This window comes from Algihabitans sp. (genome assembly GCF_965226985.1).
In the GTDB taxonomy this organism is placed as follows: domain Bacteria; phylum Pseudomonadota; class Alphaproteobacteria; order Kiloniellales; family DSM-21159; genus Algihabitans.
Genome location: NZ_OZ245712.1, coordinates 3093213 through 3112961 on the forward strand (window position 1 = coordinate 3093213; position 19749 = coordinate 3112961).

Sequence of the window (19749 nt, forward strand, 5' to 3'; positions counted from 1 at the left end):
CTAAGCCTTATGATGAGATCCGGTGAGCGACGCGGTACGGTCGAAGGCTGCGATCCAAGGCGCCAGCGTGGCCTCGGCCCGACCTTGAGCGCGGAGCTGTCGCAAGGCCACGCGTAGCGCCGTACGCTGGGTCCGGTCGGTCGGCGGCTGGAAGCTCTCCAGACCCCTCTGGGACTGCAGACAGGCCTGCAGTGCGGCCCGAACCTGCGCCACGGCGGGATCGGGAAAGCGGGTCCGCAGCTCCTCGAAGGCGGCCTGCCGCTCGGGCCGGTAGGGAATCGGCCGCCCGTTTTCGTCGCTGACCGCGCTGGCCGGGTGCAGCATCAGGACCGGCAGCCATCCTTGCGGGACCGGGATGTTGGCCGAGTGGGTGCGGCCGCTGCGCAAGAACTTGGGCAGCAGATGGGTATGCGGTCCCTCCGGCGTGCGCAGCCGCCCGATGGCCTGATAGACCTCCAGGCGCCCTAGGGCCGACACGGCGATGCGGTGGGGCGAGGCCTCCAGGATGGCTGCGGCCGCCGGATGACCTGGCGTCAACAGCGATTCGCCGGCATGGCGCTCGAGCAGGCGCACCAGATCGGGATCGCCGCTGCGCACGCAGAAATCGATGTTGCGCGCCCCCAATCCCATGTCGAACAGCCGGGCCTCGCGGTCGCCCACGCGGATCGCCGCCCGGTCGGGGCCAAGCGGCGTCAGGACCTGGCGCGAGGGACCGCGCCCGACCACCTCGGGCAGGCAGAAGACGACGCCCTGCTGCCAGCGGCGGCCGTCGCGGCTTAAGGTCTCGTAGGCGATACCGCGCGCGTCGGGCTGCAGCATGACGGATAGCGCCCCGCGCGCCGTCACGACGCCCAGCCTGCCGCCGGGAACCGCTTCATCGGACAGAAGCTCGGCCTGCTCGTCGGACCGGCGATGGAACTCGGCGATGGCTCCGAAGCTGCCGATGCTGAAGGCGCTGCTGGGCAGGGCGAGCTGTTCCCGCAAGGTGCGGCGAATCCGGTCGATTTCGGTCATGCTCTATTGAGACGAAAGGTGACGGGGATGTCGAGCAGGCCTTCTACCGGGCGCCCGGCCTGGCGCGCCGGCACGAAGCGCCAGCGCTCGACGGCCTGCCTCGCGGCGCGATCCAGCCGGCTGTGGCCGCTGGAGCGGAGAACCCGCACTTCTCGGGCGCGACCGTCGCTGCCGACCGTGACCCGCAGCAGGACCCGTCCCTCCTGATCCCGCTGCCGGGCGATCTCGGGATAGACGGGCGCCGGATTGCCGCCGGGCCGTATCTCGGCTCCGTGGCTCGGACCACCCGGTGCCGAGGAGCTGGAAGCCGCTCCTTCCGCAGGAATCAAGCCGCGCACCTTTGCGGCCGGAACAGCTTTCGACTCTCCCTCGCTCCGTAACTCGGCCGTTGAGGCCGCCGCCTCCGGACGCCTGGGCGGTAGAGGCGGTACCTGGAGAGACGGCTGAGACTCCACGATCACGGCCTCCGCGTCCAACGACTCCGGCAGCGGAGTGGGCGCCGCCTCCGGTACCGGCTCCATAAGAAGGGCTTTCACGGCGACGGTCTCCGGGGCGGCCTCGGGTGACGGACTCTCCGTCGCAGCCGTCAGTTCGGCGCGCTGGGTCGGCGGTTCGGCCGCGACCGACGCGGACTCGGCGCTGGGCGCGGAGCCCGGCGCCCCGGCGGGAAGCGTGAAGAGCTGCACCGTGACCTGTGCCGCCGGCGGCGCGGCAGGGTCGCTCTTACCAAGCAGGAAGAGCCCGAGCAGCGCGGCGTGCACGACCGTCGAGGTCGCGACCGCAATCGCCATCGCAGCCGATCCGCCGGACAGGGAGGAGAGGCTCGACTGTCTCACGGCAAGGCCTCCCGCCGAGACTCATCCGCACGGCGCAAAGGCACGACCAGCGACTCGCCCGCGACGGTCGCACGCGCCACCTCGACCCGATAGGCGTCGCGCAGCCGCTCCGGCGTCAGCACGGTCTCGGGCGGTCCCTCGGCAAGCCCTCGTCCGCTCTCCAGCAAAAGCAGGCGGTCGCAGAAGCGTCCTGCCAGGTTCAGGTCGTGCAGGGTCGTCACCACCGCCAGCCCTTCCGAGGCGAGGCGGCGGAACAGCCGCATGACGTCCAGACAGTGGGCCGGGTCCAGCCCGGCCGTCGGTTCATCGGCCAGCAGCAGGCTGGGGCGCGTCGCCACGACCCGCGCCAGACCAGCCCGCGCCAACTCGCCGCCGGACAGCTCCGTCACGGGCCGCTCGGCCAGACCGGACAGATCGCAGGCCTCCAGCGCCTCGGCCACGGCCGTCCGGTCCTCCGCCGTGGGTCCCTGCCACCAGCCGGCACGATGCGGCAGCCGACCGAGCCGGACCAGATCCGCCACCGTGATCCGCCAGACCGCGCCGCGCGCCTGTGGCAGGTAGGCGAGCGCGCGCGCCCGCTCGGCCTGGGACCAGTCGCCCAGCGCCCGGCCGAACAGGCGGACCTGCCCGGTCGAGAGCGGTAGCAGCCCGGCGGCGGCGCGCAGCAGAGTGGTCTTGCCGGCGCCGTTGGGTCCGATCAGGCCTACCACCTCGCCGGCCTCGGCCATCAGCGAGACCTTCCGCAGCACAGGCCGACGGGACAGCCGCACCTCCAGCTCGTCGATCCGCAGCGCGCTCATGCCAGCTCCCGCCGTAAGCGCAGCAAAAGCAGCAAGAAGAAGGGCGCACCGACCAAGGCCGTGACCACGCCCAATTTCAGTTCCGGGCCGGGCGACAGCAGACGGACGCAGAGGTCGGCCGCCAGCAACAGCGTTCCGCCGCCCAGCGCCGCCAGCGGCAGCAGCCGTCCGGGACGGTGTCCGACAAGGGGCCGCAGGAGATGGGGCACGATCAGCCCGACAAAGCCGATGGCGCCCGCCACCGCCGTGCCGGCACCGACCGCCAGAGCCGTGCCGAAGACCACCAGGCCGCGCGTCCGCCTCGGCGGATGCCCCAGGGTGGCAGCAGCCTCCTCCCCTAGGGACAGGGCCTCCAGCCCGCGTGTCGAACTCATCAGCAGAATACCGCCCAGCAGCAGGAACGGCAGGGCGAGAGCGACCTGCTGCCAACTCCGGTCGGCGACCGAGCCCAGCAGCCAGAAAACGATCTCCGAGGTCGCGAAGGGATTGGGCGAGAGGTTGAGCGCCAACGAGGTCAGCGCGCCGGCGAAACTGCTGACCGCGACCCCGGCGAGGATCAAGGTCAGGACACCGCCCCGCCCGGCAAGCAGCTGCAGAAGGATCACTGCGATCCCGGCGCCGAAGATCCCGCCCAGCGGCAAGGCCAGCGCGAAGCTGCCGGCCAGGCCGGAGTAGAAGACTGCGACGGCGCCGAAGGCGGCGGCCGGAGACACGCCGAGCAACCCCGGCTCCGCCAGGGGATTGCGCAGCAAGCCCTGCAGCGCGGCACCCGAAAGCCCGAGGGCCGCCCCGATCAGAAAAGCAAGCAGCGTGCGCGGCAGACGAATCTCCCAGACGATCAGGCCAGCGACCGGATCGGCGGGATCGAGCAGCCCCGCCAGCGTCGCCGCCGGGGAAAGCTGCGCCGGCCCGACGGTCAGGGAAATCGCGCAGAGAAGGAACGCAAGTCCGGCCAGCAGTCCCGCCGCCGCGCCGGCGAGGGAGGGCCGAGCGGCCAGCTTCGCGCGGTCCGCGGCGGCCGGCTTCATGGCCGGACCTCTCGCCGCTCGCCTTGCAAGGGCTCGTCGCTCTGCGCGGCCTCGGCGAGACGCCGCACCGCCTCGACCACCAAGGGCGTGCCGCAGGTCCAGAGGGCCTGGGGAACGGCCACGAAACGGCTGCGGTCGCGCAGCTCCAGGAAGGCCGGATGACTCAGAAGCGCCTCGGCCATGGCCGGCGCCTGGGGTGCGCGCCCCGAGGTGACGATCACCTCCGGCCGCGCCGCGACCAGAACCTCCAGAGGCAGGTGGGAGCGGGTTCCGATCAGGGCCTCGGTCGCCAGATTACGCAGGCCCGCCGCCTCCAGCACCGCATGGCGCAGGCTGCCCGGCCCGGCCGACCAGCCGTTCGCGCCGTAGACGGCAACGCGGGGACGAACACCGCTGGGTCCGTCGCTCCGCGCCGCCTCGACCTCCGCCAAGGCGGCGTCGAACGCGGCGATCAGCCGCTCGGCCTCTTCCGGTCTTTGCAGCAACCCGGCCACCTGACGCAGATTGGCGCGAATGTCAGCGAAGGAGCGCGCCGGCGACAGCTCGACCACGGGAATTCCCAAGCGCCGCAACGCGAAGACAGTCGGCCGCGTCGTGAAGGTCCCGGCCAGCACCAGATCGGGCCGCAGTTCCAGAACCTCCTCCAGCCGGCCGGTGGTCGGCGTGAAGACCTGCGCGGCCTCCGCCAGCACAGAGATATCCGGATCGGTGGCGAGGTAAGAGACGGCGGCGATCCGCTCCGGCTCCGCCAGCAAGATTAGAAGCTGATCGCTGCAGACGTTGAGGGACACGACGCGCTGAGGCGGTGCCGCCGAAAGCGACGGCACCGCCAAGCCCGCGAAAAGCAGGGCTGCCAGGACGAGGGGTTGGGCCAGCGCGCGCATGCTCTTTCTTATTCCAGCCCGCCCGGACCGAAGCTGATGCGCGCCCCGACGAAGAAAGCCCGGCCCGGCGTCTCGAAGCCGAAGACCTCTTCATAGTCCTGGTCCAGGGCGTTCTCGATCCGGCCGAAGACCTCGACGCCGTCGATTGGCCGGTAACGCCCGGCGAGGGAGACAAGCGTGTAGTCATCCAGGCGAATCCGGGTGCGGTCGGTAGCACTCGCGAATTCGAGATCCTCGGTCTCGCCGTTGTAGTCGACACCCAGGTTCAGGTTGGCCCGTTCCTCCAGAAAGCTCCAGTTCGCGTTGAAGCTGGCCGTATGGCGCGGCCGCCGGACCTCGAAGCGATCGTCTGGCTGCCGGGCGTTCAGAAAGGTGTAGCTGCCGGAGAGCGTCAGGCCATCGAAGGGGACGATCCGCAGGCTGGTCTCCACCCCCTCGCGTTCGCTCTCTCCGCTTAGATTGATCGGCGTCGTGATGCCGCCGGCGAAGTCGGTCGCAATTTCGTCGGTCAGGTCCGCCTGAAAGTAGGTCACGTCGGCAACGACCCGGCCGTCGAGGAACTGTTGTTCGATGCCGACGTCCCAGCCTTTCGAGCGTTCCGGCTCCAGGTTCGGGTTGCCTCTGAATCCGCTGGGGTCGAAACCGAACAGCTCGCCGAAGGTCGGCGTCTTGATGCCGGTGCCGTAGCTGGCGTGCAGGCGCGATCCGGTCTCCGGCACGTCGAAGGAACCGGTGACGCGATAGGTGGTGGCGTCCTCGAACTCATCGAACTCGTCGCGGCGTAGAGATCCGCTTAAGAACAGCCGGTCGAAGGCCTGCAGGCGGTATTCGCCGACGACGGCATAGTTGGTCGTCCGCTCCTCCCGGTCCGCTTCGGAAGGTTGGATGCTCTGGAAGCGCTCCTGCTCCACCTCGCCGAAGACGGTGAAGCCGTGGACCGTGTCCAACAGGTTTGGCGTCTCCAAGGTCACGTTGCTCTGGTAGTCGAGCTTGCGCTTGCTGCCGACGCTGCCAGAGGTCGGCGCGCCGTCTTCGAAGCGGTCGATGTCGGAGCGGGTGAAGGCGCCGCCCAGGGTCTGCTCCCAGGTACCGCCGAAGAGATCGAGCTGCCCTTCGGTTCGCAGATTGACCTCGCGGCCTTCGAAATAGCTGTCGGCGTCGATGGCCTCGCCCGTCGTCCCGAAGTCCTGCGTGTCGGTCTCGGCCTCACGGTCGACCAGGCGCCCGGTGACGCGAAACTCCAGATTCTCGACCGGCCGGTAAGCGCTGCGAAAGTTCGCCGAGATCACTTGGCTGAAGTCGTTTTCGTTGCCGCTGGGCGCGATATCGAAGCCCGCTGTCTCGAAGGCCTCGATGCCAACGCTCAGGTCGAAGTCCTCGAAGCCTGCGCTGGCGGTGGCGCGCGCGTTCTTGGTGGCGAAGGACCCGCCCTCCACCGCCGCAGAGGCATTGAAGCCGGGCTGCGACCCTTTCGTGGTGATCGAGATGACGCCCCCGATCGCCTCACTGCCGTAGAGCGCGCTCTGGGCGCCGCGCAGGATCTCGATCCGCTCGATGTTGTTGGTCAGTAGTTGCGAGAAGTCGAACTCGCTGCCGTTGAAGGGATCGCCGACCTCCATGCCGTCGATCAGCACCAGGGTATGGTTGGCCTCGGCACCGCGAATCCGCACCTGGGTAAATCCCCCGAATCCGCCGGTCCTGTTGACGGCAACGCCGGGCACCTCGCGCAGCACGTCGGCGACGAAGCGGCTTTGCTTGTTCTCCAACTCCTCGCCGGTGATGACCGTGACCGCGCTGCCGACGGCGGAGGATGGTAAGGGCACGCGACTGGCCGAGACCACCACCTCCGGCACCTGACGGACGGAGCCCTGGGCCACGGTAGCGGATCCCAAGGTGTCGGACCCCGAGTCGTCCGCCGTCGCGCTGTCTTGCGCCAAAGCGGACGAGACGTTCAGCGCGACGATGGCCGCACTGGCGAAGAGGGCGCCACGAAGGGCGGCACCCCGAACTTGAAACGAAAACATGCAAAACTCCCGTATGGATCGGTGACCGTCGATGGCCGGTCGAACCGCACGGGACACGCCACAAAGGACGCTGGCAGGTCTTTTTGATCTGTCCGATACCCTAACACCGGAATCCCCCCACGACGGCACGACCGAAGGCCGCGTCACCGCAAACGGGTTTCCGTCCCACCGATACACCCCGATCGGCGGAAAGGGTGACGCTTGCGACGGCAGGTCTCCTGGCTCGCGGGTCGTCGCCCTTGGTGCGTCCGGCCTTCCCAGTTTCCCAGTGGCCGTCGTGGACGCGGGGGGCTCGCCGCTTACAGTTGCGGGGGCAGCCGGGGCCTCGGCGCTATGCGCCTCACCCCGTTCCCTCTTGCCTCCCCGTCTCCGGGGAACCATCGCCACGCGAACGCTACCCCAATCCCTACAACGTTGAAAGAGGGCAGGCCGCAGGGCGCTCTGGACACCGGCGCTCTCGACAGCGGAGAAAAATCGCAGGCGAACAAGCTTCGGCTGTGAAACGAACCGGCGCGGTGAACGACCGAGCCGGTCTCGGATAAGTCCTATCAACTTCACTCGGATCGCCGTTGGACCGCGCTATTTCCCGATACGATTTAGGGACTCGACGACGGACGGCGGTATGACGGAGACCGGCAGGCCGGTGATGCTTGCGACGATGCTCGGCCTGGAGGGCTGGGACCCGGTGGATCAGGGCCTGACGCCGCCGCCGCGGGCGGAGGTGCGGCCGGCGCAGTTTCGCGCACCGGGCTACGAGGACATCCTGCCCGCGAGCGACCGCTTTCTGGAGTTGGACGCCTACAGCCTCGGTATCCAGGCGGTGATCTACGGCTGCGCGCCCGTGGCACTCTACATGCGCATGATGGAAATGGCGGGAGATTCGACGAGTCCCGAGTTCGTCGGCTTCCACCGCTTCCGTCACGCCTCCGCTCCGACGGCCGAGCCGAACATCGTGACGTCGGAAGCCTGGCTCGATCTGTCCGAAGACCCCGCCGTCCTCACCGTTCCGGACATGGGCGGTCGCTACTACACAGCCTGCTTTCAGGACCTCTTCGCCAACGCCTCGAACATCGGTCCGCGCACCTACGGAGGGGGCGCCGGGCGCTTCGCCATCCTCCCGCCGGGCTGGTCGGGCGAGTTGCCGGATGAAGTTACGCCCTTCCCTGTCGCGTCCCGGTACCTGCGCCTGCTGCTGCATCTCGAGACCGAGGGTCCGGAAGACGCCCTGTCCCTCCAGGCACTGCGGAGCCGTTTCGGCCTTCAGCCCCTTCAGGCCTACAGGGGCGGCGTCCACAGACAGACGACAGCTCTGCCCCCGCCTCCATCGCTCGTGCAGCCGCTGCCCCCGCTCGAATTCTACCGCCTGCTGGGCGAAGCCTTGCGGGCCGGCGGCGTCCCCGAACGGGACAGAGGTCTCGTGGCCGCCTTCGCCCGTTTCGGCCTGCGCCCCGACCGGCGCTTCGCGCCCGAGGAACTCTCCCCGGCGACACGACGCGGACTGGTCGAAGCCCACGACGACGCGCTGGCGATGATCGACGGAAGCGCAAGCCAGATCTTCCGCAGCCTCGGCGGCTGGAGCACCGCCGACCTGGGCATGTACGGCGACAACCACCTGCAGCGTGCGGTCGCCAGCCGGCGGCAGCCCGACGCCAACGTCAAGGAGGAGTGCCTGACCTTCACCGCCGAGGCCGACGGCGAGGGCGTACCCCTGGACGGCGGCAAGAACAGCTACCTGCTGCGCTTCGCGCCGGGCGCGCTGCCGCCCGTCAACGGCTTCTGGTCCCTCGCGCTCGCCGAGCGGTCGAGCGGACGCCCCTTCGCGCATGCGCTCCGGGGCCAGGCTCGCGGCAGCTCTTCGGCATCTCTGGTCCTCGACGCCAACGGCGGGTTGGAGATCCGCATCCAGGCGACGGCCCCCGCCAACGCCGTCGCCGCCAACTGGCTGCCCGCGCCCACGGCCCCCTTCTCTTTGGTTCTGCGCAGCTACCGACCGCGCCCGGCGATGCTAGAGGGAGACTGGCAGCCGCCACCCGTGGTTCCTCTGCCGCCAAGCGAGTGACGGCGGTCCGCGTGGCACTGTCCGGACAGCACTTTGCGTCGGATCCGTGGAAGGGCCTAAGGTCATGCGCGACACAGCAGCGGGACGAGTCTTCTCGATGACGACCCTCAAGCGCGATGACAGCGGCGAGCGGAACGAAGAGACCAGCGAGGCGGGCGCCGCGCCGCTGAAGCTGGAGGCGGCCATCGGCGCGGAGGTGCGCCGGCTGCGCAAGCGCCAGGACATGACCATGGCGGCGCTGGCCGAGAGCGCCGGTCTGTCCCAGGGCATGCTCTCCAAGATCGAGACCGGTCAGACCAGCCCGTCCCTCGCCACGCTCTCCGGCCTGGCCGAGGCGCTGGCCGTGCCGATCTCCGCCTTCTTCGGCACCCTGGAGCAGAGCCGCGACGTCTCCTACGTGCCGGCCGGCCAGGGCCTTGGCATCGACCGGCGCGGCACGCGGGCCGGGCATCTCTACCATCTGCTGGGACACTCGCTGCGCGGCGAGCTGGCGGTCGAGCCCTACATGATCACCCTGGACCGGGACTCGGAGCCCTACGAGGAATTCCGCCATGCCGGCATGGAGTTCATTCATATGCTGACCGGCCGCATCGTCTACCGCCACGGCGAACGCCTCTTCCCGCTCGGTCCCGGCGACTCCCTCTTCTTCGACGCCTTGGCGCCCCACGGCCCCTCGAAGCTGCTGGAGCTGCCCGCCACCTACCTTTCGGTCATCTGCTACGGCCGCCAGCGTGACGGCTAAGGCCGGACTCATATATTCCTTTTATGACTATCTCATTCCTGATAGTCATATCCAGGAGAGTTGTGGAGACCAGGAAACGGGCAGACCATGTGCGGCATCGCGGGACTGTTTCTCAAGACGCCGGAACTGCGGCAGAAGCTCGGCGCGCTTTTCTCCCCTATGCTGAGGGAGATGAGCGAACGCGGACCGGACAGCGCCGGGATCGCGGTTTATCGTGACACCGGCCGGGGCACGGCCGAAGGCGCAGGGCACTGCAAGCTGTCGCTCTACCATGCCGACCCGGCCTTCGACTGGGACGGACTGGCGGGCGACCTGGCAAGCGCAGCCGGCGTCACCGTCGAGGTCGAGCGCCTGGCCTCCCACGCTCTGCTCCACGCTTCCGGACCCCCGGCGAAGCTGCGCGCTTGGCTGCTGGCCGAGCGGCCGGAGGTGCGCGTCATGAGCGCCGGTCACAGCCTGGAGATCTACAAGGAGATCGGCCTGCCGGCGACGATCCTGGAACGCTTCGCCGTGCCGCAGATGGCCGGCAGCCACGCCATCGGCCACACCCGCATGGCGACGGAAAGCGCGGTGACAACAGAGGGCGCGCATCCCTTCAACACCGGCGACGACCTCTGCCTCGTGCACAACGGTTCGCTCTCGAACCACCATCAGGTCAAGCGCTGGCTCCAGCGCCAAGGCGACGCACGCTTCCAGACCGAGAACGACAGCGAGGTGGCCGCCGGCTACCTGACCTATCGGCTGAACGAAGGGGCCACCATCGACGAGGCGCTGGAGGCCGCCCTGACCGACCTCGACGGCTTCTACACCTTCGCGGTCGGCACCGGCGACGGCTTCGCGGTGCTGCGCGACCCCATCGCCTGCAAGCCGGCTGTCTTGGCCGAGACCGATGACTGGGTCGCCATGGCCAGCGAGTTCCGGGCCATCGCCCGCCTGCCGGGCGTCGAACAGGCCAAGGTCTGGGAACCGGCCCCCGGCCAGGTCTACTCCTGGGGCCGGGCATGAGCGCGACGCTGGCGGCTTCGCCTGAAAGGCTGGATCTCGACAGGCTGGAGCGGCGCGAGCTGAACCGCCGGCTGCAGCAGGCGGAAAGTAGCGAGATCTTCGAGGTGCTGAACCCCCTCGGCCGCCATAGCCTCGCCGTCGGCCTGCAGCGACCGGTCGAAGTCACCCTGCGCGGCCATGCCGGCTACTACTGCGCCGGCATGAACGACGGTGGGCGCGTCACCGTCGAGGGCAACGCCGGGACAGGCCTGGCCGAGAACATGATGTCCGGTCTTGTGCGCGTGACCGGCGACGCCAGCCAGTCGGCCGGCGCCAGCGGCCACGGCGGCCTGCTGGTGATCGAGGGCAACGCGGCGGCGCGCTGCGGCATCTCGCTAAAGGGACTGAACATCGTGGTCGGCGGCTCGGTCGGCCATAACAGCGCCTTCATGGCACAGGCCGGCACGCTGACCATCTGCGGCGATGCCGAAGCCGGTCTGGGCGACAGCCTTTACGAGACCCGCATCTATCTGCGCGGCACGGCAGGCGAGCTGGGTGCCGACTGCGTCGAGAAGGAGATGCGGCCGGAGCATCTGGCGCAGCTCACCGACCTGCTGGCGCGCGCCAAGATCGACGCCGACCCCTCCGACTTCCGGCGCTACGGCTCCGCCCGTTCGCTCTACCGCTTCCAGGTCTCCAACCTCGGCGCCTATTAGGAGGCAGCTCGCTCCGATGTCTCACGACCGCTCTGCGCACCTGCGCCCCTCCGCCCTCTTCGACGCCGCGACGATCCACGAGATCCAGCGGGCGGCCAGCGAGGGCCTCTACAAGATCCGCGGCTTCGGGGCCAAGCGCGCGCTGCCGCACTTCGACGACCTGGTCTTCCTGGGCGCCAGCGTCTCGCGCTATCCACTGGAGGGCTACCGCGAACGTTGCGGCACCGACGTGGTGCTGGGCGAACACCACGCCGCCAAGCCGCTGCATCTGCAGATCCCCATCACCATCGCCGGCATGAGCTTCGGCTCGCTTTCGGCCAACGCCAAGGAAGCCCTGGGGCGCGGCGCCTCGGCGGCCGGCACCTCCACCACCACCGGCGACGGCGGCATGACGGCGGAAGAACGCGGCCACTCCCAACTGCTGGTCTATCAGCTACTGCCCTCGCGCTACGGCATGAACCCCGACGACCTGCGCAAGGCCGACGCCATCGAGGTGGTGGTCGGCCAGGGCGCCAAGCCGGGCGGCGGCGGCATGCTGCTGGGTCAGAAGATTTCCGACCGCGTCGCCGAGATGCGCAGCCTGCCCCACGACGTCGACCAGCGCTCGGCCTGCCGTCACCCCGACTGGACAGGCCCCGACGACCTGGAGATCAAGATCCAGGAACTGCGCGAGATCACCGGCTGGGAGAAGCCGGTCTATGTCAAGGTCGGCGCCACCCGCACCTACTACGACACCCTGCTGGCGGTGAAGGCCGGTGCCGATGTCGTGGTGGTCGACGGCATGCAGGGCGGGACCGGCGCCACCCAGGAATGCTTCATCGAACATGTTGGCATTCCCACCCTGCCGGCTGTCCGTCTGGCCGCCGAGGCCCTGCGCGAGTTGGGCCTGCATCGCGGTGCGGTCAAGCTGATCGTCTCTGGCGGCATCCGCAACGGTGCCGACGTCGCCAAGGCCATCGCCCTGGGCGCCGACGCCGTCTCCATCGGCACGGCAGCCCTGATCGCCCTGGGCGACAACCGGCCCGATCTGGCGGAAGACTACGCCAAGCTGGGAACGGCGCCCGGCTTCTACGAGGACTGGCACCTGGGCAACGATCCGGCCGGCATCACCACCCAGGACCCGGAGCTGGAACGGCGCCTAGACCCGGTCGCCGGCGGCGAACGTCTGGCCAACTACCTGCGGGTGCTGACGCTGGAGGCCCAGACCTTGGCCCGGGCCTGCGGCAAGAGTCACCTGCACAATCTGGAGCCCGAGGACCTGGCGGCCCTGACCGTCGAGGCGGCGGCCATGGCCAAGGTGCCGCTGGCCGGAACCGACTGGATACCGGGCCAGGGCTACTAAGGGCCGAGAACCGAACGGCCAAACGGGAGGCCGAAGACGGGGGGACTCATGACCAAGCTAAGCAAATTCGCCAAGGACCGGGGGGTCCGCTACTTCCTCATCAGCTTCACCGATCTGCGCGGGGCCCAGCGATCCAAGCTGGTGCCGACTCAGGCAATCGACGGCATGCAGGCCGACGGGGCCGGTTTCGCGGGCTTCGCGACTCACCTGGACATGACGCCGGCGGACCCGGACATGTTCGCTCTGCCCGACCCCGACAGCGCGATCCAGCTTCCCTGGCGGCCCGAAGTGGCCTGGGTCGCCAGCGATCTCTACATGGACGGCCAACCGGTCGAGCAGGGGCCGCGCTGGGTCCTGAAGCGTCAGATCGAAGCGGCCGCCAAGCGGAAACTGCGCATGAAAACGGGCGTGGAGGCGGAGTATCACCTGATCACGCCCGACGGCAACGCCATCTCCGACCCGCGCGACCTGGACCCCAAGCCTTGCTACGATCAGGCGGCGGTGATGCGGCGCTTCGACGTCATCTCCCAGATCTGCGATGCCATGCTGGCTCTCGGCTGGGGCCCCTACCAAAACGACCATGAGGACGCCAACGGCCAGTTCGAGATGAACTGGGACTACGCCGACGCCCTGGTGACGGCCGACCGCCACGCCTTCTTCCGCTTCATGGTGAAGTCGGTGGCGGAGCTGCACGGCCTGCGCGCCACCTTCATGCCCAAGCCCTTCGCCGAGCTGACGGGCAACGGCTGCCATCTCCACGTCTCTCTCTGGAGCCCGGACGGCAAGACCAATCTCTTCGCCGACAGGAAGGGCGAGCTGGGGCTGTCGCAGCGGGCCTACCACTTCCTCGGCGGCCTGCTGAGCCATGCGGAGGGGCTCTGCGCCCTGACCAACCCGACGGTCAACAGCTACAAGCGGCTGAACGCCCCGGTCACGGCCTCCGGCGCCACCTGGGCGCCCAACAGCATCACCTACGCCGGCAACAACCGCACCCACATGGTGCGCATTCCCGATCCCGGCAGACTGGAACTGCGCTTGGCCGACGGTGCGGCCAATCCCTACCTGCTGCAGGCCGGCGTGCTGGCGGCCGGGCTCGAGGGACTGGCGCGCAAGAGCGATCCCGGCAAGCGTCTGGACGTGAACATGTACAGCGAGGGTCACAAGGTGAAGGCCAAGTCGCTGCCGCTCTACCTGCTGGACGCCCTGCGCGCCTTCCGCAAGGACAAGACTCTGACGGCAGCCTTGGGCGGCGACTTCACCGCCGCCTACCTCAAGCTCAAGACCGCCGAGTGGGACGACTACGCCCGCCACCTCACCGACTGGGAACGCGAGCAGACTTTGGACTGCTGAGCGGTCTGTGCCGGAGACCCGGCGTCTCTATTCGACCCGCCGCATGATGTAGATCGACTCTTCGGAGCGATCCTCGGCGCTGCCCGCGCCGAAGGTGATGCGCAGCGTGTCGTCGGTATAGGCCTCACGCAGCGCACCGCCGCCGAAGAAGAGCCGGACGATGAAGCGCGGCACGACCGCCGAGCGGTTGTCCAGCGTGTCCGCCTCGGCGCGCGCGGCCAGCCGCCAGATCGCCTCGCTGGAGCTGGGCACCTCCGTACTGGGGTAGGCAGTGAAGCGGACGCGCAGCAGGTCGGGCGCCTCCGGGATGGGTTCGTAGACGCCGCGCAGCAGGACAATCTCGCGGGTCGGGCCCGTCTCCCGCCGGTCGCGCGGCGCGACGTTGTAATAGAAGCCCCCAGGGAAGACGACCTGATAGATCCGGTCCGGATCGCTGGCGGGATCGACGCCTCGGCCGCTGCCGCTGCCGTATTCGTAAGGGCCCCAGACCTGCTGCCAGGTTCCATAGAGCGTCTCCAGACGCTCGACGACCGGAGGCTGAGGCGCCAGACGCAACAGCTCCTCGACCAGCGCCTCGAGCTGCCGCTGCTTCGAGAAATCCTCGTCGCCCTGCCCCTTGAAGGACTCGGCGAGATCGAAGATCTGCTGCTTGACCTGCTGCACGGCCTCGGCCTCTTCAGTCGCGGCCTGCTGAGCGGAAGCCGGTTCGACCGACGGCGAGACGGCCAGCAGACCGACCAGCCCGAAACAGGCGGCCTTCCAGAGTGCAAGGCGTGTCATCGTTCATTTCCTCGAGCCGGAACGCACGAATGGGGGCAGGCCCGCAGGCTACCAGCAGTTAGGTGGTGCGATTCATCCGGATCGCCAGAGCCGGAACGTCCAGCGGCGGCGGCGACTTACTCCCGCCAGCAGTCAACGCGCATGACCAAGGCACGGGCCTGCGCAAGCTGGGTTTCGGCATCCAGGACCGGACCGACGGTCGCCCGCCGGCCCGTCAGCCCCTCCGCCGCCAGCAGACTCTCGATCGCCCGACTCTCGACGGCAAGTCCAAGGTCCGGCGGCAGTTGGCCGGTCTGTCGGAAGACGGCCTGGGAATCGATCTTCGCCATGACGATTCCCAGCACGGCACCGCTTTCGTCGAAGACCGGTGAGCCACTGTTGCCGAACCTGATGCGACCGAGGAAGGCGAAGAGAGGCACGTCGGCCTCGTTCGGCCGCCCCGCGATCTGACCCGGCGAGAGGATCGCGCGCACACGCGGCACGCCCTCGCTGGGATAGCCGACGATGCGCAGAGCCTCGCCGTCCGGCGGGGTCGGCTGCGCCAGGAAGGCCGCCACCTTCTGCGGTCGCCGCTCGGCCTTCAGCAGCGCCAGATCGACGTCCGGCCGGGTAGCTTGGACGCGGGCCGGCCCGAGCGGTACGCCATCCTGCAAAAGGGTCAGCCGCGCGCAGCCCTGAACCGCATGGTTGTTGGTGATGAGATAACCGTCGCCATGGACCCAGAAGCCGGTGGAAACGCCCTGCGGCCGAGCATCCACTCGGGGCACCGTCTCGCGCGCCCGCTCGAACCGCTCGCGCTTGCGTTGCGCCGCCTTGTCGCGCCAGACGGCGGCCTCCTCGTCGCTGAGGATCCGGCCCTCGCAGCGATGGCGCACCTTACGCACGACAAGGTCGCGTTCCGCGTCCAGGCAGTTCACGACGTCCGAAGCCGCAAGCGGCGGCGGTCCGGCGACCAAGGAAAGCAAGCCGAGGGAGATCGCGACCGCCAGCATCGAAAACCGCACCCCCAACGGACAGGCGGTGCGGCGGCAGGCGGCCAGCAGGGAAGCGACGGTCACGGAGCGAAGGCCTTTTCCGGGTGCCTAAAATTCAATACAACCATCAATCTATCGGGACTTCGCTCCATGACAAGCGCGGAAACGCAGGTCGCTCGCCCACCTATTTCCGAGTTGGAAAGGGAAACCGCGCGGCACGGGATCTGAACCGGGAAGCCCCCGGATCGAACGCCGGAAGGGGGAACCAGGCATGCGATCATCAACCTTTCTCTTGTCCTCTCCCTCGGCGCTAGCACGGCGGTCGGTGTCCCTGTTGAGCTTGGCTCTACCAGCGCTGTTCCTGGCTACTACTGTTCTGCTCGGCGGCACCGCTGCGGCACGCGACCTGCACATCGACCCCTCCGGCCAGCGCGACGGCTCCGGAACGCCTTTGCGCGACGGCGAGGACACTACGGTCTTCCGCTCGCTGCAGGCCGCGCTGGAGGAGGCTCCGCTCCAGGGCGGCGAGCGTATCTTCCTGCACAGTGGCAGCTACGGCGATCTGGTCATCGAGGGGCAGCATCCGGAACGGCCCGTCAGCCTACAGCCGGCCCCCGACGCCCAGGTCGTGGCGGACAGGCTGATCGTCGCGAACAGCTCCGGCTGGTACATCTCCGGCCTGCTGATCGAGCCGCAGACCCCCATCGAGGTCACACCGACCGAGCCGGATCGCGGGACGCCCGGCTTTCCCTCCACCCTCGTGCAGGTCGGCGAGGCTACGCGGGACATCCGGCTCGACGGCCTGACGATACGCTCCGCGGCCAGCATCGCCGGCTGGGGCGAAAGCGAATGGATCGAGCGCGCGCATCACGGCGTCTTTCTCGCCGGCCGGGATCTGCAACTGCGCGACAGTACGATCATGCATGTGCGCCACGCCATCACCGCTACCGGACAAGGAGTCAGGGTCGAGGGCAACGTCATCGACCGCTTCGCGGAGGATGCCGTCCGCGCCCTGGGCGACGATGGCATCTATCGCGGCAATACCATCAAGAACTGCTACAGCCTCTACTACCACCACGACGACGGCTTCCAGTCCTGGTCACGCGGCGCCGACGGCAGCCCGGGCACCGGCGTGGTCCGAAACGTCGAGATCACCGGCAACCGGATCATCAACTTCGAGGATCCGGAGCAGCCCTACCGCTGCAATCTGCAGGGCATCGGCCTGTTCGACGGCATGTACGAGAACTGGACCATCGCCAACAACCTGGTGGTGGTCGATCATTTCCACGGCATCACCGTGATGGGCGCGCGCGGCGTGAAGGTCGTCAACAACACGGTGGTCGACGCCCGGCCGGGGCAGCCGGGCGCGCCCTGGGTCACCGTGGTCGCCCACAAGGACGGCAGGTCCGGCTCCGGGAATCTGGTGGCGAACAACTTGGCCGCCTCCTTCAACGAAGGCGGCTTCGACGCCCGCGGCTTCAAGCTCGACCCCGAGGCGACGACCTTCACTCACAATCTACGCTTCGAGGATGCGCGAGAGACCTTCGAGGCGCCCGAGCGCGGCGACTTTCGCCTGCGTGCCGGCAGTGCGGCCATCGACGCCGCCAGCCCGGACTTCACCGGGCCGAGCGAAGCTGGCCGGCCTCTGGGCGCCGACCCGGGCCCGGATCTGACCGTCGATCTGCTGGGACGCGCCCGCTCTCACGGCGCGGCGCCGGACGTCGGCGCCTACGAATTCCTTCGATAGCACAGCCGCGTTCCGCCCTCCCAGCTATAGCCTCGACCGGTCCGGCCCTTGTGTTCGCGTGTCGGAGGCGATACCCGATAAGCGCCTCGCTTCGCGTGGACAGATGCCGTCAGGACCCTTCGATGAGCCCAGCGACGCAATCCCCTTCCCCCACGAAGCTGTCCGTTTCCGTGGTGATCCCCACCTACAACCGGGCGGAGATCGTCTCGGAAGCGGTCGAGAGCGTGTTGGCGCAGAGTGAGCCGGCCGACGAAATTCTGGTCGTCGACGACGGCTCGACGGATGCGACGGCAGCGGTTTTGGAGACCTACGGCGAGCGGATCCGCCTGATCCGCCAGGACAACGCGGGCGTCAGCGCGGCCCGGAACGCGGGGATCGAAGCGGCGACGTCGGAATGGATCGCCTTCCTGGACTCCGACGACACCTGGAGCCCGGATCGCCTGGCGGCCTTCCAGCGGGACATGCACGACGCGGCACCCGACATCGGGGCCCATCTCGCGAACGTGGAGCTGACCGGTTCGGACTACCGCAGGAACCTCTTCGAGCTGCGAGGCCTGTCTTTTCCGGAGGAGAGGGGGACCCCGGTCGCATCACCGCTGTATCTCTGTTTCCGGGACGCGACCTACTGCCAAGGTCTGGCCGCACGGCGCGCGATTCTGCGCGAGCTCGGCGGGTTCGACAGAGCCTTGCGCAGCCAGGAAGACACCAAACTGATCGCCAACCTGTCCCTCGCGACGGCCTTCATGGTGACCGGGCAGGTCGTCGCCCAGATCCGCAGACTGGAGGATGACGCGGTGGCGCTCGGCCTCGTCGAACCCTCGGCCGGGCTGGACACCACCGCCGCCCGCGTCGGCTTCCTGCGCGAGCTGCACGCCAAGGCACGGACGAAAGTCGACCGGGAGGTGGCGGGCGCCTGGCTGGCCGGCTCCCTGCTTCAGATGGCGAAGCTCACACGCGGCCGGCAGTTCGGGCGTCACCTGTCCTTGCTGCGGGAATCCGTGCGCGTGCATCCCCGCCGCGCGAATGCCGGCATCAAGGCCCTGGCCCTGCTCACGCTCGGGTCCTTCGGACTACGGCTTCTGGCGCGGCCGTCCCAGACCTTCCGGCGGCAGGCCTGAGGTCGAGGTTTCCCTCGCCCGGTCCGACCTCACCCTTCGCGCAGCGCGCGTTGTCCGACCTTGAGGAAGGGATTGAGGATGTACTGCAGCACCGTGCGCTTGCCGGTCAGGATATCGACCGCGGCCGTCATGCCGGGGATGACCGGCAGCGGCTCGCCCTGCCGGTCGCGCAGGTCCGCCACATCCGTCTTGACCCGCACCAGGTAGAAACTCTCGCCCGAGGCCTCGTCCTCGATGGTGTCGGCACTGATATGCTCGACGCTGGCCGGTAGCGATCCGTAGACCGTGAAGTCGTAGGCGGTGATCTTCACCTTCGCGGCCTGGCTAGGATAGATGAAGGCGATGTCGGCGGGCCGCAGCCGCGCCTCGACCAGCAAGGTATCCTCGGTCGGCACGATCTCGACCAGATCCTGGCCGGGCCGCACGACCCCGCCCAGCGTGGTGACGAAAAGCTGCTTGACCGTGCCGGCGGTCGGCGCCCGCACGATGGCCCGCTCGACCCGGTCGACCCGCGAGGTCAGCACCTGCTGCAGGGCCTGCAGGTTCACCTGCGCCTCGTTGAGTTCCTGCAGGGCACGGCTGCGGAACTGCGCGCGGGTCTCCGTCGTCTGCGCCTCGATCTCCGCCAGCCCGCTCTGCAGCCGCTCGCGCGTCTTCTCGGCCACCGCCAGATCGCCGACAAACTGATTCTCCTCCCGGCGCAGGCGGATCAGATCGATCGGCGCGTTGATCCCCCGCTCCACGAGCGGCGCCAGGATCGCAATCTCCTGCCGGGTCAGGTTGATCGAGCGAGTCAGTTGGACGATGCGGGCCTCGGTCTCCTCAAGTTCCCGGCGCCGCTGGTTGAGCTGTTCGCCAAGCCGGTTGAGGGCCGAGGTCAGCTCATCCGCCCGTGCGCGATAGAGCGCAGCCTCCGCCTCCGTGACCTGGGGCATCGCCTCCTGCACGACGGCGGGGAAGAGGAGCGGTTCCTCCGAAAGCTCGGCCTGCAGGCGTGCGATCACGGCCTGTAGGCCCAGGGCCTTGACCTGATTCTCCCCAAAGTCCGAGGTGAGCTGCGTGTCGTCCAGATGCATCAGCACCTGCCCGGCCTCGACGGTCTCGCCCTCGCGCACCAGCAGTTCGGAGAGGATGCCGCCCTCCAGGTTCTGCACGACCTGGATCTGACGCGAGGGAATCACCCGGCCGGTGCCGCTGCTGACCTGATCGATCTCGGCATGGGCGGCCCAGACGACGGCCCAGACCACGAAGCCGACGATGGCGAACAGCAGGATCTGTGCACCGATACGGGGCCGGCGATGCAACGCCGCCGCCAGCTCGGACATGAAGGCTTCATCGCGTCGCATCGGGA

Annotated in this window: 17 protein-coding genes and 1 riboswitch; of the genes, 8 read left to right on the top strand and 9 right to left on the bottom strand. The window is 68.7% G+C overall.

What is annotated here, in order from left to right; genetic code table 11:
* The 6 genes from ACO054_RS14150 to ACO054_RS14175 are packed head-to-tail and all read right to left on the bottom strand — an operon-like array spanning nt 1 to nt 6586.
* The gene (locus ACO054_RS14150) at nt 1–1014 is read right to left on the bottom strand and encodes a DUF6925 family protein (protein ID WP_421707232.1); all 1014 of its coding nucleotides are present in this window, start codon (nt 1012–1014) and stop codon (nt 1–3) included.
* Entirely contained in the window at nt 1011–1850 is an 840-nt protein-coding gene (locus ACO054_RS14155; protein ID WP_421707233.1) for a TonB family protein, read from the bottom strand. Before ACO054_RS14155 ends, ACO054_RS14150 begins: the two co-directional genes overlap by 4 nt.
* On the bottom strand, nt 1847–2650 hold the full coding sequence (locus tag ACO054_RS14160; protein ID WP_421707234.1) for an ABC transporter ATP-binding protein: 804 nt from the start codon (nt 2648–2650) through the stop codon (nt 1847–1849). Before ACO054_RS14160 ends, ACO054_RS14155 begins: the two co-directional genes overlap by 4 nt.
* Nucleotides 2647–3678 (bottom strand): FecCD family ABC transporter permease, encoded by a 1032-nt coding sequence (locus tag ACO054_RS14165; RefSeq protein WP_421707235.1) that lies wholly within the window; start codon nt 3676–3678, stop codon nt 2647–2649. Before ACO054_RS14165 ends, ACO054_RS14160 begins: the two co-directional genes overlap by 4 nt.
* On the bottom strand, nt 3675–4562 hold the full coding sequence (locus ACO054_RS14170) for an ABC transporter substrate-binding protein (RefSeq protein WP_421707236.1): 888 nt from the start codon (nt 4560–4562) through the stop codon (nt 3675–3677). The genes ACO054_RS14165 and ACO054_RS14170 overlap by 4 nt, the downstream gene beginning before the upstream one ends.
* Before the next feature lie 8 nt (nt 4563–4570).
* Entirely contained in the window at nt 4571–6586 is a 2016-nt protein-coding gene (locus ACO054_RS14175) for a TonB-dependent receptor plug domain-containing protein (RefSeq protein ID WP_421707237.1), read from the bottom strand.
* A 191-nt stretch (nt 6587–6777) separates the two neighbouring features.
* Nucleotides 6778–6983: riboswitch (cobalamin riboswitch) on the bottom strand.
* A gap of 225 nt (nt 6984–7208) precedes the next feature.
* On the opposite strand from ACO054_RS14175, the gene ACO054_RS14180 reads away from it, so the two are divergent.
* The 6 genes from ACO054_RS14180 to glnT all read left to right on the top strand — a co-directional run bounded on the left by ACO054_RS14180 (nt 7209) and on the right by glnT (nt 13779).
* Nucleotides 7209–8645 (top strand): DUF1214 domain-containing protein, encoded by a 1437-nt coding sequence (locus ACO054_RS14180; protein ID WP_421707238.1) that lies wholly within the window; start codon nt 7209–7211, stop codon nt 8643–8645.
* A 64-nt stretch (nt 8646–8709) separates the two neighbouring features.
* A complete protein-coding gene (locus ACO054_RS14185) occupies nt 8710–9387 on the top strand; it encodes a helix-turn-helix domain-containing protein (protein ID WP_421707239.1) in 678 nt (225 codons plus the stop codon).
* Nucleotides 9388–9474: 87 nt separating this feature from the next.
* Nucleotides 9475–10392 (top strand): class II glutamine amidotransferase, encoded by a 918-nt coding sequence (locus ACO054_RS14190; protein WP_421707240.1) that lies wholly within the window; start codon nt 9475–9477, stop codon nt 10390–10392.
* Nucleotides 10389–11087: a protein GlxC gene (locus tag ACO054_RS14195; protein ID WP_421707241.1), complete on the top strand. Its 699-nt coding sequence runs from the start codon at nt 10389–10391 to the stop codon at nt 11085–11087. Before ACO054_RS14190 ends, ACO054_RS14195 begins: the two co-directional genes overlap by 4 nt.
* A 16-nt stretch (nt 11088–11103) precedes the next feature.
* Complete coding sequence (locus tag ACO054_RS14200) at nt 11104–12429, top strand: FMN-binding glutamate synthase family protein (protein ID WP_421707242.1); 1326 nt, start codon at nt 11104–11106, stop codon at nt 12427–12429.
* 48 nt (nt 12430–12477) lie between these two features.
* Entirely contained in the window at nt 12478–13779 is a 1302-nt protein-coding gene (glnT, locus tag ACO054_RS14205; protein ID WP_421707243.1) for a type III glutamate--ammonia ligase, read from the top strand.
* A 27-nt stretch (nt 13780–13806) separates the two neighbouring features.
* Here glnT and ACO054_RS14210 read toward each other — a convergent pair whose 3' ends face one another.
* Nucleotides 13807–14559 carry a hypothetical protein gene (locus ACO054_RS14210; protein ID WP_421707244.1) on the bottom strand — a complete coding sequence of 251 codons (753 nt, stop codon included), beginning with the start codon at nt 14557–14559 and terminating at the stop codon, nt 13807–13809.
* A gap of 116 nt (nt 14560–14675) precedes the next feature.
* Nucleotides 14676–15617, bottom strand: a complete 942-nt coding sequence (locus ACO054_RS14215; RefSeq protein WP_421707245.1) for a S1 family peptidase — start codon at nt 15615–15617, stop codon at nt 14676–14678.
* A 241-nt stretch (nt 15618–15858) separates the two neighbouring features.
* Between ACO054_RS14215 and ACO054_RS14220 the strand changes: the two genes are divergently transcribed.
* On the top strand, nt 15859–17280 hold the full coding sequence (locus tag ACO054_RS14220; protein WP_421707246.1) for a right-handed parallel beta-helix repeat-containing protein: 1422 nt from the start codon (nt 15859–15861) through the stop codon (nt 17278–17280).
* Between the two features lie 122 nt (nt 17281–17402).
* Nucleotides 17403–18398, top strand: coding sequence for a glycosyltransferase family 2 protein (locus tag ACO054_RS14225; protein ID WP_421707247.1), 996 nt, complete (start codon nt 17403–17405; stop codon nt 18396–18398).
* 29 nt (nt 18399–18427) lie between these two features.
* On the opposite strand, the gene ACO054_RS14230 is transcribed toward ACO054_RS14225, so the two are convergent.
* On the bottom strand, nt 18428–19744 hold the full coding sequence (locus tag ACO054_RS14230) for an HlyD family type I secretion periplasmic adaptor subunit (protein ID WP_421707248.1): 1317 nt from the start codon (nt 19742–19744) through the stop codon (nt 18428–18430).
* Nucleotides 19745–19749 lie beyond the last annotated feature (5 nt).

Excerpts from the sequence above, each read along its gene's own strand:
- glnT (WP_421707243.1), top strand. The coding sequence starts at position 12,478 with ATGACCAAGCTAAGCAAATTCGCCAAGGACCGGGGGGTCCGCTACTTC.
- ACO054_RS14185 (WP_421707239.1), top strand. The coding sequence starts at position 8,710 with ATGCGCGACACAGCAGCGGGACGAGTCTTCTCGATGACGACCCTCAAG.
- ACO054_RS14165 (WP_421707235.1), bottom strand. The coding sequence starts at position 3,678 with ATGAAGCCGGCCGCCGCGGACCGCGCGAAGCTGGCCGCTCGGCCCTCC.
- ACO054_RS14180 (WP_421707238.1), top strand. The coding sequence starts at position 7,209 with ATGACGGAGACCGGCAGGCCGGTGATGCTTGCGACGATGCTCGGCCTG.
- ACO054_RS14200 (WP_421707242.1), top strand. The coding sequence starts at position 11,104 with ATGTCTCACGACCGCTCTGCGCACCTGCGCCCCTCCGCCCTCTTCGAC.
- ACO054_RS14210 (WP_421707244.1), bottom strand. The coding sequence starts at position 14,559 with ATGACACGCCTTGCACTCTGGAAGGCCGCCTGTTTCGGGCTGGTCGGT.
- ACO054_RS14230 (WP_421707248.1), bottom strand. The coding sequence starts at position 19,744 with ATGCGACGCGATGAAGCCTTCATGTCCGAGCTGGCGGCGGCGTTGCAT.
- ACO054_RS14190 (WP_421707240.1), top strand. The coding sequence starts at position 9,475 with ATGTGCGGCATCGCGGGACTGTTTCTCAAGACGCCGGAACTGCGGCAG.
- ACO054_RS14160 (WP_421707234.1), bottom strand. The coding sequence starts at position 2,650 with ATGAGCGCGCTGCGGATCGACGAGCTGGAGGTGCGGCTGTCCCGTCGG.
- ACO054_RS14150 (WP_421707232.1), bottom strand. The coding sequence starts at position 1,014 with ATGACCGAAATCGACCGGATTCGCCGCACCTTGCGGGAACAGCTCGCC.
- ACO054_RS14175 (WP_421707237.1), bottom strand. The coding sequence starts at position 6,586 with ATGTTTTCGTTTCAAGTTCGGGGTGCCGCCCTTCGTGGCGCCCTCTTC.
- ACO054_RS14225 (WP_421707247.1), top strand. The coding sequence starts at position 17,403 with ATGAGCCCAGCGACGCAATCCCCTTCCCCCACGAAGCTGTCCGTTTCC.
- ACO054_RS14195 (WP_421707241.1), top strand. The coding sequence starts at position 10,389 with ATGAGCGCGACGCTGGCGGCTTCGCCTGAAAGGCTGGATCTCGACAGG.
- ACO054_RS14170 (WP_421707236.1), bottom strand. The coding sequence starts at position 4,562 with ATGCGCGCGCTGGCCCAACCCCTCGTCCTGGCAGCCCTGCTTTTCGCG.